Source organism: Paractinoplanes pyxinae (genome assembly GCF_026626335.1).
GTDB classification, from domain to species: Bacteria; Actinomycetota; Actinomycetes; order Mycobacteriales; family Micromonosporaceae; genus Actinoplanes; species Actinoplanes pyxinae.
In genome coordinates, this window is the sequence record NZ_JAPNTZ010000001.1 from 422,801 (window position 1) to 438,345 (window position 15,545).

General features: G+C 72.5%; 14 protein-coding genes. 11 read left to right on the forward strand and 3 right to left on the reverse strand.

What is annotated here, in order from left to right; all coding sequences use genetic code 11:
- Positions 1–3: 3 nt before the first annotated feature.
- Positions 4–1,023, forward strand: a complete 1,020-nt coding sequence (locus tag OWR29_RS01935; protein WP_267560508.1) for an alpha/beta hydrolase family protein — start codon at positions 4–6, stop codon at positions 1,021–1,023.
- A 68-nt stretch (positions 1,024–1,091) separates the two neighbouring features.
- Here OWR29_RS01935 and OWR29_RS01940 read toward each other — a convergent pair whose 3' ends face one another.
- The gene (locus OWR29_RS01940; RefSeq protein ID WP_267560509.1) at positions 1,092–1,697 is read right to left on the reverse strand and encodes a helix-turn-helix domain-containing protein; all 606 of its coding nucleotides are present in this window, start codon (positions 1,695–1,697) and stop codon (positions 1,092–1,094) included.
- A gap of 13 nt (positions 1,698–1,710) precedes the next feature.
- Positions 1,711–2,154: an Lrp/AsnC family transcriptional regulator gene (locus OWR29_RS01945; protein WP_267560510.1), complete on the reverse strand. Its 444-nt coding sequence runs from the start codon at positions 2,152–2,154 to the stop codon at positions 1,711–1,713.
- A gap of 141 nt (positions 2,155–2,295) precedes the next feature.
- On the opposite strand from OWR29_RS01945, the gene OWR29_RS01950 reads away from it, so the two are divergent.
- The 10 genes from OWR29_RS01950 (at position 2,296) to OWR29_RS01995 (ending at position 12,937) form a co-directional block, all read left to right on the forward strand.
- Entirely contained in the window at positions 2,296–3,174 is an 879-nt protein-coding gene (locus OWR29_RS01950) for a tryptophan 2,3-dioxygenase (RefSeq protein ID WP_438872549.1), read from the forward strand.
- Complete coding sequence (kynU, locus tag OWR29_RS01955) at positions 3,175–4,443, forward strand: kynureninase (RefSeq protein ID WP_267560513.1); 1,269 nt, start codon at positions 3,175–3,177, stop codon at positions 4,441–4,443.
- Positions 4,440–5,750, forward strand: coding sequence for an FAD-dependent oxidoreductase (locus OWR29_RS01960; RefSeq protein WP_267560514.1), 1,311 nt, complete (start codon positions 4,440–4,442; stop codon positions 5,748–5,750). Before kynU ends, OWR29_RS01960 begins: the two co-directional genes overlap by 4 nt.
- Positions 5,747–7,216, forward strand: a complete 1,470-nt coding sequence (locus OWR29_RS01965; RefSeq protein WP_267560515.1) for a 2-hydroxymuconic semialdehyde dehydrogenase — start codon at positions 5,747–5,749, stop codon at positions 7,214–7,216. Before OWR29_RS01960 ends, OWR29_RS01965 begins: the two co-directional genes overlap by 4 nt.
- Positions 7,198–7,911, forward strand: coding sequence for a 2-keto-4-pentenoate hydratase (locus tag OWR29_RS01970; protein WP_438872550.1), 714 nt, complete (start codon positions 7,198–7,200; stop codon positions 7,909–7,911). Before OWR29_RS01965 ends, OWR29_RS01970 begins: the two co-directional genes overlap by 19 nt.
- A complete protein-coding gene (locus tag OWR29_RS01975; RefSeq protein ID WP_267560517.1) occupies positions 7,908–8,330 on the forward strand; it encodes a RidA family protein in 423 nt (140 codons plus the stop codon). The genes OWR29_RS01970 and OWR29_RS01975 overlap by 4 nt, the downstream gene beginning before the upstream one ends.
- Positions 8,327–8,842: a 3-hydroxyanthranilate 3,4-dioxygenase gene (locus OWR29_RS01980; RefSeq protein WP_267560519.1), complete on the forward strand. Its 516-nt coding sequence runs from the start codon at positions 8,327–8,329 to the stop codon at positions 8,840–8,842. The genes OWR29_RS01975 and OWR29_RS01980 overlap by 4 nt, the downstream gene beginning before the upstream one ends.
- Before the next feature lie 3 nt (positions 8,843–8,845).
- On the forward strand, positions 8,846–9,835 hold the full coding sequence (locus tag OWR29_RS01985; protein ID WP_267560520.1) for an amidohydrolase family protein: 990 nt from the start codon (positions 8,846–8,848) through the stop codon (positions 9,833–9,835).
- A gap of 40 nt (positions 9,836–9,875) precedes the next feature.
- Entirely contained in the window at positions 9,876–12,158 is a 2,283-nt protein-coding gene (locus OWR29_RS01990) for a putative bifunctional diguanylate cyclase/phosphodiesterase (RefSeq protein WP_267560521.1), read from the forward strand.
- A gap of 71 nt (positions 12,159–12,229) precedes the next feature.
- Complete coding sequence (locus tag OWR29_RS01995; RefSeq protein WP_267560522.1) at positions 12,230–12,937, forward strand: alpha/beta fold hydrolase; 708 nt, start codon at positions 12,230–12,232, stop codon at positions 12,935–12,937.
- Positions 12,938–12,945: 8 nt separating this feature from the next.
- On the opposite strand, the gene OWR29_RS02000 is transcribed toward OWR29_RS01995, so the two are convergent.
- Entirely contained in the window at positions 12,946–15,543 is a 2,598-nt protein-coding gene (locus OWR29_RS02000; RefSeq protein WP_267560523.1) for a helix-turn-helix transcriptional regulator, read from the reverse strand.
- Between the last annotated feature and the right edge of the window lie 2 nt (positions 15,544–15,545).

Sequence of the window (15,545 nt, forward strand, 5' to 3'; positions counted from 1 at the left end):
CCGATGGACGTCCTGCTGGTGCTCGGCCCGGATCTGGTGGCCGACCGCGATCTGCTCACCAAGCTGGCCGGCGACACCGCCTGGGGCCTGGACGTGGGCCTCGACGTGGTGTCCTCCGTGACCGCCGACCAGTTGGCCGCGCACGACGGCCCGGCCGTGGTCGTGCCGGCCGATCCGGCGTTGATGGCCGCGGCCCCCGCCAACACGGTGTTCTACGACCTGACGATCGCCGCCGAGCCCGCGTCGCCGCTGCACCTGCACGGGCGGGGCGTGTGGGGGCTGGCCTGGGCGATCAAGCACGCCGTGCACCGGCTGACCGAGCCCGCCACCCGGGTCGCCTACGGCGAGCACCCGGAGCAGTGGGCCGATGAGCGGACTCCGACCGGCGCGACGGACGCCCCCTCCGTCCCGCCGGTCGGGGTTCTCATCCACGGCGGGTTCTGGCGGTCGAACTGGGCGGCCGACCTGATGGACGCGCTCGCCATCGACCTGACCGCGCGCGGCTGGGTCAGCTGGAACCTCGAATATCGCCGCCCCGACCGCAACGGCTGGGCGGCCACCACCGACGACCTGCGACAGGGCGTGGCCAAGGCCCGCGAACGACACCCGGGCTCGCCGATCGTGTTGTTCGGGCACTCGGCCGGTGGGCAGCTGGCGTTGCGCCTGGCCGCCGACGACCCCGACCTGGCGCTGGCCGTGTCGCTGGCCGGGGTGCTCGACCTGCACGAGGGGCAGCGGCGGTTCCTGGGCGAGGGGGCCATCACCACCGCGCTCGGCGGGACGCCGGAGGACGTGCCGGACGTCTACGCCGAGAGCGACCCGATGACCCGGCTGCCGCTGGCCTCGCCGGCGCTGCTCGTGCAGGGCAGCGGGGACAGCCTCGACCTGGTCGACATCAACCGGCGGTTCGCCGCCGCCTCCGGCATCACGCTGCTGGAGCAGCCGGGCGACCACTTCGACGTGATCGCCCCGGGCTCGGCGATCTGGGCGGCCACCATGGAGGCAGTCTTCAGTCAGGTTTAGGGCGGTGGGCGGGGCGGTTGGACGGAGTAATTTCACGCTTGTGAACAACGATCTTGACAGCGACGGCCTCAGAAGAGGCGCGGGGTGACCACCGAGACCACGGTGGTCACCTCTTCGGTGTCGTTGTACATGCTGTGCGGCACCGACGAGCGCAGGTGCACGCTGTCACCCGGGTGCAGGCGGTGCTCGACGCCGTCGACCTCGTACAGCAGCTCGCCCGAGATGACGTACGCGAACTCCTCGCCGGCGTGCCCGTACGCGGCCTCGCGCCGGCCGCCCGGCGCGATGTGCACCACCATCGGCTCGAGCACCAGGCCCGCGCCCCGGTCGGACAGCATGCGGTAAGTCTGCTGGCCGGACACGTACTGCACGGCCGCGTTCTCGCCCCGGGTGAGCGTGAAGTGCCGGGGCAGCGGCACCACGACCGGGTCGTCGGCGGGGCCGGCTGCGGGGGCGTCGAAGAAGTCGGCCACCGAGTGCCCGAGCGCAGTTGCCACGCTGCCCAGCGCGGTCAGCCCGATCGACGAGATGCCCCGCTCGACCTGCGACAGGAACCCGATCGAGAGCCCGGAGCGGGCGGCCAGGCTGCGCAGGGTGAGCCCGCGCTGCTGACGGAACTCGCGGATGCGCGGACCGACCTGCACGGCCGAGGTGTCTTCGAGCGGCTCCGTCACGCGTTCGATGGTACTAAAAACGCGGCGGCGGCGCGATGGGCTGCCAGTCCAGCGGAGTCGCCAGGATCATGGTGCTCGACGGCGTGCCGTAGTGGCCGAGCCGGTCGGTCACTTCGGCGAACGCCTCCATCGAGGCGGCCGCCACCTTGAGCACGCAGCACGTGTCTCCGGTGACCCGGTTGATCTCGAGCACTTCGGGCCAGGTGGCCACCTTGTCGTCGCGCAGCACGCAGGTCGGCCCGTAGCACGACATCCGGATGAGCCCGAGCACCGTACGCCCGGCCTTGGCCAGGTCGACGTGGGCGTGATAGCCGGTGATCACGCCGGTCTCCTCGAGCCGCCGCACCCGCTCGGCCACCGCCGGCGGCGACAGGTGCACCCGCCGGGAGAGCTCGCTGAACGACAGCCGCGCGTCGTCCTGCAGCTCGCGCAGCAGCGCCCAATCCATCGCGTCCATCGCCCGACCTTCCGTTCGCAAACCGGCGAGCCAAATCTAGCCGCCGTTCCAAGGAAGAACGAGGTCAGAGCCGTTAGTTCGGCATTCCAACCGAGGCACCGGCAACGAAATCATGGAGCGGTTCCAAGCGCCAGAGGAGAGATCGTGAATCCCGTGAATGCAGTGCGGCCGACCACGGCCGAGGAGCGCGACGCCCGCACGGCGCGCAACGGCGGGGCGCCGACGCTCGAGTTCGGGCGGAAGGTGCCGTACGACGCGTACGTGCACGCCAGCACCCTGCACACCCTGCAGCGCACCCTGAGCGGCGACCCCGGCGAGATGTCGTTCCTGGTCGTCAGCCAGATCATGGAGCTCTACTTCAAGCTGATCCGGCACGAGCTGGAGCAGGCCCGCGACCACGTGCGGGCCGACCAGATGTGGGAGGCGCTGGCCCCGTTGAAGCGGGCCGCCCTGCACCTGGAGGGCCTGAACGCGGCCTGGCAGACCCTGCGCTGGATGACCCCGGCCGACTTCAACAAGTTCCGCGACCTGCTGGGCGAGGGCTCCGGCTTCCAGTCGGCCATGTACCGCCAGGTCGAGTTCCTGCTCGGGCTGCGCACCAAGTCGCTGATGCGCCCGCACAAGGGCACCGCGGCCTACGACGAGCTCGAGGCGGCGCTGCACCAGCCGAGCCTGTGGGACGAGGTGATCGCGCTGCTGGCCCGCCACGGTTACGACCTCAAGCCCGAGCTGCTGGACCGGGACGTCGCCGACGAGCACGAGGCCGAGCAGTCCGTCTCCGACGCCTGGGTGCGCGTCTACCGCGACACCAGCCCCGAGAACCACCTGCGGCTGCTGGGCGAGGCGTTGACCGAGGTCGCTGACCGCTTCGGCGACTGGCGCTATCTTCACCTGAAGGCGGTGCAGCGGACCATGGGCGCCAAGAGCGGATCGGGCGGCTCCAGCGGTCTGGCGTTCCTGCAGCGCAGCATGAGCCGCCCCGTGTTCCCCGAGCTGTGGACCTCCCGGACGGAGATGTAAGTGAACGAGTCCTCCCACCAGAGAGACGAGCAGGACCCGGGACATCGCCACCTGTTCCACATCCCGCCGGCCGAGGGCGGCGACCACCCCGAGGTCGCTTACTTCGCCGGCAACTCGCTCGGGCTGCAGCCCAAGGCGACCCGGACCGAGCTGAACGAAGACCTCGACGACTGGGCCCGCCTGGGCGTCGAGGGGCACCTGGACGCGGCCCGGCCCTGGCTGCCGTACCACGAGCTGCTGACCGAGCCCGCGGCCCGGCTCGTCGGCGCGTTGCCGTCCGAGGTCGTGGTGATGAACTCGCTCACCGTCGACCTGCACCTGCTGATGGTGTCGTTCTACCGGCCGGCCGGCGACCGCACGCGCATCGTCATCGAGGACGCCGCCTTCCCGTCGGACAGTTACGCCGTACGCAGCCAGGCCCGCTTCCACGGCCTCGACCCCGACACCACGGTCGTCCGGCTCAAGCCGCGCGACGGCGAGGACACCTTGCGTACCGAGGACGTTCTGGCGTTCCTGCGCGACGAGGGTGACACCGTGGCCCTGCTGATGCTGGGCGGCGTCAACTACCTCACCGGCGAGCTCATGGACATGGCCACGATCACCACCGCCGGCCGCGAGGCGGGCGCGGTGGTCGGCTGGGATCTCGCGCACGCGGCCGGCAACGTGCCGCTGAGCCTGCACGAGTGGGGCGCGGACTTCGCGGCCTGGTGCTCGTACAAATACCTGAACTCGGGCCCGGGCGCCCTGGCCGGCGTCTTCATCCACGAGCGCCACCACGGCGACGCGAGCCTGCAGCGTTTCGAGGGCTGGTGGAGCACCGAATCCGCGACGCGCTTCGAGATGACCCCCGAGTCGCGGCCGCCGCGCAGCGCCGACGCCTGGCAGGTGTCGAACCCGCCGATCTTCGCGATGGGTCCCGTACGCACGTCGCTTCGCATCTTCGACGAGGTCGGCCTGCCCGCCCTGCGCGAGCGCAGCCTGCGCCTCACGGCGTACCTGCGCGAGCTGCTGGACGAGGTGGTGGCCACCCGCCCGCTGTCGGTCATCACGCCGCGCGAGCCGGAACGGCACGGCTGCCAGCTCTCCGTGCGCCTGCACGGCGGCAACGCGGGCGCGCTGACCAAGCGGCTGCGCTTCGAGCACGGCGTGATCGCCGACGCGCGCCAGCCCGACATCGTGCGGTTCGCGCCCGTCCCGCTCTATTCGACCTACGAGGACTGCCGGCGGGCCGCCGCGGCCCTGGCCGCCTGTGTGGAGGAGACGAAGTGAAGCATGTCGCGGTCGTCGGCGCCGGGCTGTGCGGCAGCCTGCTCGCCTGCTACCTGGGCCGCCGGGGGTACACCGTCGACCTGTACGAGCGCCGCCCCGACCCGCGGGTGACCGGGGCCGAGCGCGGCCGGTCGATCAACCTGGCGCTGTCCGAGCGCGGCATCGACGCGCTGCGCCGGATCGGCCTGGACGGCCAGGTGCTCAAGGACGCGCTGCCGATGCGCGGCCGGATGGTGCACCCGCTCGGCGACGAGACCAACTTCCAGCCGTACAGCCTCGACGGCGACCGGGCCATCAACTCGATCGGCCGCGGCGCGCTCAACGACGCGCTGCTGGACGCCGCGGAAGCCACCCCGGGCGTGACCGTCCACTTCGACCACCCGCTGAGCTCGCTCGACCCCGAGACGGGCACGCTCGGCTTCGCCGACGGCTCGCAGGCCAAGGCGGACATCGTGCTGGGCGCGGACGGCGCGGGCTCGGCCACGCGGGGGCTCCTCATGGCGTACGCGGGGGAAGGCTTTTCCGAGACGGTCAGCTTCCTCGACTACGGCTACAAGGAGCTGACCATCCCGGCCCGCGACGGCGAGTTCGCGCTCGACCCGGGCGCGCTGCACATCTGGCCCCGCGGCACCTCGATGATGATCGCGCTGCCCAACCCGGACCGCTCCTTCACCGGCACGCTGTTCTGGCCCAGCTCGGGCAGCAACAGTTTCGCCTCGATCGGCAGCCCGGCCGCCGTCGAACGGCACTTCCGCGAGAACTACCCCGACCTGCTCGAGCTGATCCCGAATCTGGTCGACGACTACCGGCACAACCCGGTCGGCCTGCTGGGCACGGTCAAGTGCGCGCCCTGGCAGCTGCTGGGCCGGGTGGCGCTGATCGGCGACGCCGCGCACGCCATCGTCCCGTTCTACGGCCAGGGCGCCAACGCGTCTTTCGAGGACGTGGTCGAGCTCGACCGCTGCCTGGACGCGACCGGCGACAACTGGTCCGAGGCCCTTCCCCTGTACGAGGAGGGCCGCCGCGAGAACTCCGAGGCGATCGCCGAGATGGCCCTGGCCAACTTCGTCGAGATGCGCGACAAGGTGGCCGACCCGCTGTTCAAGCTGGGCAAGACGGTCGAGCACACCTTGGAGAGGCTGCTGCCCGGCCAATACGTCTCGCGCTACGAGCTCGTCTCCTTCTCCACCACGCCGTACGCCGATGTCCGCCGCCGGGTGAAGCGGCAGCACCAGGCGCTGGGCGTCGTGGCCGGCACGCTGGCCGCCCTGGCCGCGGCCGCGATCCTCCGTAAGGTGGTCCGATGATCGGCGATCCGCCCGTGCTGCGTAACTTCATCGCGGGCGAGTTCCGCCCGCCCGCCTCCACCTTCGCCAAGGCGTCGCCGGTCACCGGCGAGACGGTCTTCTCGGTCACCGAGTCGGAGCGCTCCGATGTGGATGACGCGGTGGCCGCCGCCCGGGCCGCCGTGCGGGGGCCGTGGGGCCGCACCTCCGAGCAGGAACGCGCGACCGTGATGCGCCGCATCGCCGACGAGCTCGAGCGCCGGTTCGAAGACCTGGTCACCGCTGAGGTCACCGACACCGGCAAGACCTACACCCAGGCCCGTACGCTCGACATCCCGCGCGGCGCGGCCAACTTCCGGGCCTTCGCCGACGTCGTCGCGGCCACCGGCACCGAGTCGTTCACCACGGCCACCGCGGGCGGCGGGCGCGCGCTCAACTACGCCGTGCGCAAGCCGATGGGCGTGGTCGCCATCATCGTGCCCTGGAACCTCCCCTTGCTTCTGCTCACGTGGAAGGTGGCGCCCGCCCTGGCCTGCGGCAACGCGGTCATCGTGAAGCCCAGTGAGGAGACGCCGGCTTCGGCCACCGTGCTGGCTGAGGTGATGGCGGCGGCCGGCGTGCCCGAGGGCGTGTTCAACCTCGTCCACGGTCACGGGCCCGACGCGGCGGGGGAGTGGCTGACCACCCACCCCGACGTCGACGCGATCACCTTCACCGGCGAATCGGCCACCGGCTCGGCCATCATGCGCGCGGCCGCGCCCGGAGTGAAGCCGGTGTCGTTCGAGCTGGGCGGCAAGAACGCCGGGCTGATCTTCGCCGACGCCGACCTCGACGCGGCGGTGGCCGGCAGCGTGCGGTCCAGCTTCACCAACGGCGGCCAGGTGTGCCTGTGCACCGAGCGGCTGTACGTGCAGCGGCCGGTCTTCGACGAGTTCGCCTCCCGTCTCGCGGCCAAGGCCAAGGAGCTGACCTACGGGTGGCCGTCCGACGAGACCACCGGCACCATGCCGCTCATCTCGAAGGCGCACCGCGACAAGGTGCTCGGCTACTACGACCTCGCCCGCCAGGAGGGCGCGACCGTGCTGGCCGGGGGCGGGGTGCCGCACTTCGGCGACGAGCGCGACGGCGGCTCCTACATCGAGCCGACCGTGATCACCGGCCTCGGTCAGGACGCGAGGACCGTACGGGAAGAGATCTTCGGACCCATCTGCCACATCGCGCCTTTCGACGACGAGGAGGAGGCGTTCGCGCTGGCCAACGACAGCGCCTACGGGCTGGCCGGCACGGTCTGGACCCGTGACGTGGGCCGTGCCCTGCGGGCGGGCGCGCAGCTCGACGTGGGCCTGGTCTGGGTCAACACGTGGTTCCTGCGCGACCTGCGGACGCCGTTCGGCGGCATGCGGGCCAGCGGCGTGGGCCGCGAGGGTGGCCGCCACTCGCTCGACTTCTACTCCGAATACACCAACGTCTGCTTGGACATGTCATGACCTCGCTCGCTTCTGCTCTCGACAACGCGCTGACCACGGCCACGGAGCTTCCAGGCGGCTCTTTTTCGGTGGGCGAACCCTACGCCGTGCAGAGAGAAGTCGTTGACCTGCGGCTGGCTCGCGGCGAGACGATCGCCGGGGTCAAGCTCGGGCTGACCAGCAAGGCCAAGATGGAGCAGATGGGCGTGGACTCGGTCATCTGGGGCTGGCTGACCGACGCCATGCGGGTCGAGGACGGCGGCGTGCTCGACCTCGGGCCGCGCATCCACCCCAAGGTCGAGCCCGAGGTTGCTTTTCTCGTACGCGCTGGGGCGATCGCCGCGGTCGCGCCGGCCCTCGAGGTCATCGACTCGCGCTGGCTCGACTTCAAGTTCACCCTCGACGAGGTGATCGCCGACAACACCTCGGCCGCGGGTTTCGTGGTCGGTTCCTGGCAACCGGTGCCGGACTCGGTCGACCGCCTCGGCGTTCAGCTGATTCTCGACGGCGAGGTGGTTCAGTCGGGCTCGACCGCGGCGATCCTGGGCGACCCGCGTCTCGCCTTCGCCGAGGCACTGCGGCTGGCCGGCACGCTCGAGGACGACTGGATCGTCCTGGCCGGCGCGGCCACGGCGGCCGTCCCGGTGGGCACCGGTCAGACCGTACGCGTGGAAGTCGAAGGTCTGGGCTCGGCCTCGCTGAAGGCCTCGTCGTGACCGGGAAGCTGGTCGACGGCAAGGCCACCCCGCGCGGCAAGTTCCCGCACGTCAAGGTGGCCAACGGGTTCGCCTTCGTGAGCGGGACGAGCAGCCGCCTCCCGGACAACACGATCGCCGGCGCTTCGGTGGACGAGATGGGCACGACCACGCTCGACATCGCCGTGCAGACCCGGGCCGTGATCACCAACATCGCCGACATCCTGGCCTCGGTCGGCGCCACCCTGGACGACGTCGTGCAGGTCACGACGTACCTGGTGAACATGAACGACTTCGGCGGCTACAACCGGGTCTACGCCGAGTTCTTCGACTTCGGCGGCCCGTCGCGGACGACCGTGGCCGTGCACCAACTGCCCCACCCGCACCTGCTCATCGAGATCCAAGCCGTCGCTGTGCTGCCGTCCAAGGAGGCGTCATGACCGACCCGATCAACTTCCCGGGCTGGATCGAGGACAACAAGCACCTGCTCAAGCCGCCCGTCGGCAACAAGCAGATGTTCCCGACCGGCGACGACTTCATCGTCATGGTGGTCGGCGGGCCCAACTCGCGGACCGACTTCCACGTCGATCCCTACGAGGAGTTCTTCTACCAGGTCAAGGGCAACATGCACGTCAAGACCATGACGCCCGAGGGGCCCAAGGACGTGCACATCCGCGAGGGCGAGATGTGGGTGCTGCCCGGCAACACCCCGCACTCGCCGCAGCGCCCCGAGGCCGGCTCGATCGGCCTGGTCGTCGAGCGGGTGCGCGAGGAGGGCACGCTCGAGAAGTTCCAGTGGTACTGCTTCGAGTGCAACAACAAGGTGCACGAGGTCGAGCTGCAGGTGCGCGACATCGTCGAGGACCTGCCGCCGGTGTTCACCGCCTTCTACGAGGACGAGAAGGCCCGTACCTGTGACAACTGCGGCGCGCTGCACCCCGGGAAGGGCTGACGCTTGACCATCGACGTCCACACGCACGTCGTGCCGAAGGGCTGGCCGGACCTCGAAGTCGCCTGCGGCGGCACCGGCTGGCCCTGGCTCAAGATCGAGTCCGAGCGCGAAGCGATCATCATGATCCGTGACACCGAGTTCCGCCGGGTCGACTCGTCGGCCTGGGACACGGTCGTCCGGGCCGCGGACATGGATCTCGACGGCGTCGAACGCCAGGTCGTCTCGCCGACGCCGGTCTTCTTTGGCTACGACCGCACGCCGGCCCAGGCCGTGGCGTTGTCGCGGATCTTCAACGACCTGACGCTGTCGCTGGTCGACGGCGACCCGCGTTTCGTCCCGTTCTGCCAGGTTCCGTTGCAGGATCCGGCGGCCGCGTGTGCCGAGCTGGACCGGTCCCTCGCGGCCGGGCACGTCGGCGTCGAGATCGGCAACCACGTCGGCGACCAGGACCTCGACGCGGCCGGCATCGTCGAGTTCCTGCAGCACTGCGCGGCGGTCGGCGCGCCCGTCTTCGTGCACCCGTGGGACATGCCGGACGGCCCCCGGCTCGACCGCTGGATGGCCCGCTGGCTCACCGGCATGCCGGCCGAGACCCACCTGTCGGCGCTGGCGCTGATCCTGGGCGGCGTGCTCGACCAGGTGCCGGACACGCTGCGGCTGTGCTTCGCCCACGGCGGGGGCAGTTTCCCGTACTGGCTGGGCCGGGCCGACAACGCCTGGCACCGGCGCGGCGACCTGGTGCGCGGACGCTCCACGCGGCCGCCGAGCGAGTACACCGACCGGCTCTACGTCGACTCGGTGGTCTTCAGCGAGCCCGCCCTGCGCCTGCTGGTCGACACCATGGGCGAGGACAGGGTGGTGGTGGGCAGCGACTACCCGTACCCGCTGGGCGAGCGCCCGGCCGGCCACGTCGTCCGCACCGCCTCGTTCCTGAGCCCCGACCAGCGGCAGAAGCTGCTCACCGGCAACGCGACGCGCTTCCTGTTCGGCTGAAATCGCGCAGCCGGGGCGCGTCGCTGCCGATCGGGAAACTGTGGCACAACTGCGAACGCGTCCCGGCCGGCTGCTGACGGGCGCCGTGTGGGGATCGGGCGCCCTGCTCGGCGTGCTGGTCGTCGTCCAGATCATCTCCGACGGCGGCACCGACCTGCAGGACCGGATCTTCAACGACCTGGCCTACCTGCCCGTCACCGTGCTGTCGGCGGCGCTGGCCCTGCGGGTCGCGCGCAAACCCGGACTGGAGCGCCGCGAGCGCCGGGCCTGGGCCCTGCTCATGGTGAGCTTCCTGTTCCAGGTGGTCGCCCATGTGGCGTCGCTGGCGCAGAACTTCGTGACCGGTCTGCCGGCGTACCCGAGCGTGTCCGACTACCTGTACGCGGTCGGTCTGATCTTCGTCGTGGCCGGCGTGCTGATGCTGCCGGTCGGGCAGCGCAGCGGCACCGAGCGCCTCAAGCTGCTGATCGACTCGCTGATCGTCGTGGCCGGCGCCTGCATGGCCCTGTGGTACGTCGAGATCGGCCCGCTCGTGCAGATGCCCGGGGCCGACCCCGTGGTGCTGGCATTCTCGACCGCCGTGCCCGTCCTCGACCTGCTGCTGGTCTTCGCGGTCATCACGCTGCTGCTGCGCCGCCCGCGAGCCGGGGCCGTGCTGGGCCTGCTGAGCGGGTCGATGGCGGTCAAGGTGATAGCCGACTGCAGTTTCACCATCGCCTACGTGCAGTTCGGGATGTTCTTCCGGCCCGGCAGCTGGCCCTACGTGCTGTGGGCGGCTGGCGCCTTCCTGGCGTTGCTGGCCGTGCACCGCCGCATGCGGCAGGACGATCTGACCGAGGGGGAGCGCCCGGGCCGGGGGCGGCTCGGCTGGCTGCCGTACGGGGCGGTCGTGCTCGCGTACGGGCTGCTGGCCTTCGTGGCCCGCGAGCAGTCGCTCTACCCGCTGGGCGGGATGATCCTGGGCGCGGTCGCGCTCACCTCGCTGGTGATCGTGCGGCAGATGTTCGCTCAGCGGGAGAACCGCCGGCTGGCCGTCACCGACCCGCTGACCGGGCTGTCCAACCGGGCCCTGATCACCGAGCGCCTGACCGAGGTGGTGCAGCAGCCGCTGCGCGAGGACCGGCACAGCGCCCTGCTGATCATCGACCTCGACTACTTCAAGCCGATCAACGACGCGTACGGGCACGAGGCCGGCGACGCCGTGCTCAAGGCGGTCGCGACGGCGCTGCGGGCGGTCATCCGCTCCGGCGACACGGCCGGCCGACTCGGCGGGGACGAGTTCGCCGTCGTGCTGACCGCGCTGCCGAGCCGGGCCGCCGCCGAGAGCATCGCCCAGCGCCTGGTCGACGCCCTGCGGACGCCGGTCATCTTCGGCGATCTGGTGCTCAGCGTCGAGGCCAGCATCGGTGTCGCGTTCCGGGACGGGAGCACCACCGACATCGCCCGGCTCACCGCCCACGCCGACGCCGCCATGTACGCGGCGAAGCGCTCCGGCCGCGGCCGCTACCGGGTCTTCAGCCCGGAGCTGGACACCAAGGCCCGCGACGCCGAACTGCGCCGGGCGATCGGCAACGACGAGCTCGTGGTGCACTTCCAGCCGGTCGTCGACCTCGCCGGTGGCGACCGGATGGCCGTCGAGGCGCTGGTGCGCTGGAACCACCCCACCCGCGGGCTGCTCATGCCGGGCGCCTTCATCGACCTGGCCGAGGAGACCGGCGCGGTCATCCCGATGGGCGAGTGGGTGCTGCGCGACGCCTGCCGGCAGGCCGCCGAGTGGCCGGATGCGGTCTGGCTGAGCGTCAACCTGTCGGCGCGGCAGGTCATGCAGACCGACCTGGTCGAGGTCATCCGGGGCATCCTCGACGAGACCGGGTTCCGGGCCGACCGCCTGGTGCTCGAGCTGACCGAGAGCGTGGTGCTGCAGCCCGACGAGCTGACCGTGGCCCGCCTGTGCGCGCTGCGCGACATGGGCATCGGCATCTCGGTCGACGACTTCGGCACCGGCTACGCGGCGCTGAGCTACCTGCGCACCCTGCCCGTGACCGTCCTGAAGATCGACCGGTCGTTCGTCACCGGCATCGACGCCGATCCTGACGCGTACGCCGTGGCCGAGGCCGTGGTCCGGCTGGCCCAGGCCTACCGGCTGCACGTGGTGGCCGAGGGCATCGAGACCGCCGAGCAGGCCCGCTGCCTGGTCGAGATGGGCTGCACGTACGGCCAGGGCTACCACTTCGCCCGCCCCATGCCCGGCCCGGCTCTGGCCGAGTTCCTGGCCGGGCGCCGCCACGCGACCGTCGTCACACCCGCCTCGGCCGGCGGCTAAGTATTTCGACGGACGACGGCGCCCGGGGGGCTGCCGACGATGGGCATGTCACTTCTGCGAAGGGAAACGACATGTCCACCATCGTTCTGGTGCACGGCGCGTTCGCCGACTCGGCGTCCTGGGCCCCGGTCACCCGGCTGCTGCTCGACCGCGGGCACACCGTGTCTGTCCCGCCGGTCTACAACCGCAGCCTGGCCGAGGACGCCGCCTCGGTGCGGGCCTTCGTCGAGGCGATCGACGGCCCGGTGGTGCTGGCCGGGCACTCGTACGGCGGCGCCGTCATCACCGTGGCCGGGGTCGCCGACAACGTGGCCGCGCTGGTCTACGTGTCCGGCTACGCGCTCGAGGTGGGCGAGAGCCTGGGCCAGCTGCAGGGCGGCTTCCCCGACTCCGAGCTGGCGGCCAACCTGGTCTACACGCCGTACCCGGTGGCCGGCGGCGAGCCCGGCACCGACGTGTCGGTCGTCGTCGAGGCCTTCCCGCGGGTGTTCGCGGCCGGCGTCGACCCCAAGGTGGCCGAGGTGCTGGCCGTGTCGCAGCGCCCGCTGTCGGCGGCCGCGTTCGGCGAGCCGGCGGCGGTCGCGGCCTGGAAGACCAAGCCGGGCTGGGGGATCGTCTCGTCGGCCGACCTCACCATCAACCCGGACGTCGAGCGGTTCGGCTACAAGCGGGCCGGCCTGCGCGAGGTCGTCGAGATCGACGCGCCCCACCTGGTCATGCACCACAGCCCCGAGCAGGTCGCCGACGTGATCGAGACGGCGGCCCGCGCCACCGCCTGACCCCGTTCTCAGGAGAGCTGGTGCCGGCCGCTGATCCCGAGCTTGGGATAGATGCTGTGCAGGTGCGCGCCGACCGTGCGGACCGAGATGAACAGCCGCTCGGCGATCTCCCGGTTGCGCAGGCCCCGCGCGGCCAGCTCGGCCACCTGCCGCTCCTGGGCGGTCAGCCCGCTCAGCCGGCTGTCACTGCCCGTCCCGGCGTCCTGCCCGCTGGCCCGCAGCTCGCGGTCGGCGGCGGTGGCCGCCGGGACGGCGCCGAGCCGGGTGAAGACGTCGGCCGCGGCGGTCAGCACCGGGCGGGCGTCCCGTGGGCGGCGGGCCCGGCGCAGCCAGGTGCCGTGGTGCAGCCGGGCCATCGCCCGGTCGTACGGCCACTGGTGCCCGGCCGGGTCGGTCGTGGCCGCCCGGAAGTGGTGCTCGGCCCGCTCGTCGTCGTCGGCCAGCAGCGCGTCGGCCGTGTGCAGCAGCATCCGCATCCGGGCGGTCGGCGCCGGGCCCAGCTGGGCGCGGACCGCCCGGACGGCGAGACGGGCCTCGTCGCGGTGCCCGGTGCGGGCCGCGGCGGCCGCCAGTTCGGCGATGCCGCGCCCGGCCGTCACGATCTCCAGCGGCTCCCAGTCGGCGCCGAACGCCGACCGCAGATGCCGGTACGCCTCCTGGTAGTCGCCGGCGGCGTGGGCCGCGGCCCCGGCCGAGCGCGACAACCGTACGTGAATGGCCCGGTTCTGTTCGACGTCGAGCCGCGCCCACGTGGTCCGCAGCAGGCGCTCGGCCTCCGCCGTGTCGCCCCGCATCGCGTACAGGTGGGCCCGCAGCGAGTCCAGATGAGCGGCCGCCATCGGCATCCCGACCGGGCCGGCCGTGTCCGCGTACCGTTCGGCCGATTCCCAGTGCCCGGCGTCGATCAGCACGTCGACGAGAACCGCGACCGTCTCGGCCGACGACGGTGACGGTCGCCGGCCGGCCGGGACGTCGACCGCGGCCCGCAGAAAGGCCATGGCCAGGCGGGGACGGTCCTCGAAGTAGGCCAGCGAGCCGGCCACCCCGAGCCGGAACCGCCGCGCGTCGTCGAGCTGAGCGCTGGGCGGCGGCACGACGACGTCGTCGCACAGCTCCCGGCCGCCGCGCTGGGCCGGGTCGGCGACCAGCCGGGCCAGGGCGGCCAGCAGCGGATCGGTCGCGGGCCCGGCCGCCTCGAGCAGGGTGGTGAGCCCGCGCCGGTGCTCGGTGCGGCCGGTGAGCGAGGCGATCGCGATGGCCGGCCCGAGCGCGACGGCCGCCCCGGACCCCTCGGCGGTGGTCACCATCGCCCACGCCTCGTGCTGCCGCCCCGACCGGGACAGCGACCGCGCGGCGACGGCGACGGCCGCCCCGGTCAGCGTCTCGTCCGCGGTCAGCCCCCGGACGGCCGCCGTCAGTTCCAGCGTCCAGTCCACCGCGCCGAGGTCGCCGGCGTCGGCGGCGGCCGCGAGGAACCGCCGGGCCGCCTCGGACGCCGGCGACGACCGTTCGGCGGCCTGCTGCAGGGCGCCGGCCGCCTCGTAGAGGTTTCCCCGGGCCCGGAACGCGGCGGCGGCCGATTCCAGGTCGGCCGCGAGCGCCCGGTTGGCGCCGGAGCTGACGGCGGCCAGGTGCGGAGCGCGTCGCCCGGGCTCGGCGGTGAGCACGGCGGCCAGATTCCGGTGGGCCCGATCGCGCTCGTGGGCGGTGCCGGACCGGTAGGCGGCGTCCCGGGCCAGCGGATGCGTGAAACGCGCGACGTCCCCGTGACGGGTAGTCAGCCCGATCTGCTCGGCCGCCGCCCACGGGTGGTCACCGACGGGGCCGGCCGCCGCCTGGACCGTGCTCGCGTCGGCCGGCGGCTGCGCGGCCGCCAGATGCAGCAGCAGGCGACGCGCCGGCTCGGGCAGGCCCGCGATCTCGTGACCGAACGCGGCCTGCAGCGGCCCGCCGCAGCCCAGCTCGAGCAGGGCGGCCGGGTTGCCCCGGGCCCGGTGCAGGATCTCGACGCGGGCCCGCCCGCCGACCGGCCGATGTTCACGGCTCTCGAGCAACCGCAGCGCGTCCCGGTCGGTCAGCGGCGGCAGCTCGATCACGGGCGCGCCGGCCAGCAGAGCCGGGATGCGGGCGCCGTCGCCCGCCAGCAGGAGCGGGCCGCCCAGACCGGCCAGCAGCGCCGCCGGCTCGGCCGGCACGCGGTCGACGTCGTCGGCCACGACCACCGTGGGCCGGTCGCGGTTCAGCGCGGCGAACACATCGGCCAGCAGCCGCGCCTCGTCGTCCGGGGGCACGCCGCCGGCCAGCCCGACGAGGGCGAGCGCGTGCCGCCCGGTCCGGCCCGGCAACCCCGGCAGGTCGTGGCGCACGCGCAGCAGCAGCTGCCGGATCAGCGGCGGCGCGGCGGTCGCGCCGCGGGCCACGACGACCCGGTGGCCGGCGGCCCGGGCGAGGTGCGCGCCCGCCGCCAGCAGGCGGGACCGGCCGGAACCGCGGGCGCCGGTGAGCAGCAGGCTGCCGCCGGTCCGCACCGTCTCGCGGAGGCGGTCCAGCTCGGCGGAGCGTCCGATCAGGCCGGACAACGGGTTCAGCGGGTCGTGGCCGGGCATGC

Excerpts from the sequence above, each read along its gene's own strand:
- OWR29_RS01965 (WP_267560515.1), top strand. The coding sequence starts at position 5,747 with ATGATCGGCGATCCGCCCGTGCTGCGTAACTTCATCGCGGGCGAGTTC.
- OWR29_RS02000 (WP_267560523.1), bottom strand. The coding sequence starts at position 15,543 with ATGCCCGGCCACGACCCGCTGAACCCGTTGTCCGGCCTGATCGGACGC.
- OWR29_RS01945 (WP_267560510.1), bottom strand. The coding sequence starts at position 2,154 with ATGGACGCGATGGATTGGGCGCTGCTGCGCGAGCTGCAGGACGACGCG.
- OWR29_RS01980 (WP_267560519.1), top strand. The coding sequence starts at position 8,327 with ATGACCGACCCGATCAACTTCCCGGGCTGGATCGAGGACAACAAGCAC.
- OWR29_RS01935 (WP_267560508.1), top strand. The coding sequence starts at position 4 with ATGGACGTCCTGCTGGTGCTCGGCCCGGATCTGGTGGCCGACCGCGAT.
- OWR29_RS01995 (WP_267560522.1), top strand. The coding sequence starts at position 12,230 with ATGTCCACCATCGTTCTGGTGCACGGCGCGTTCGCCGACTCGGCGTCC.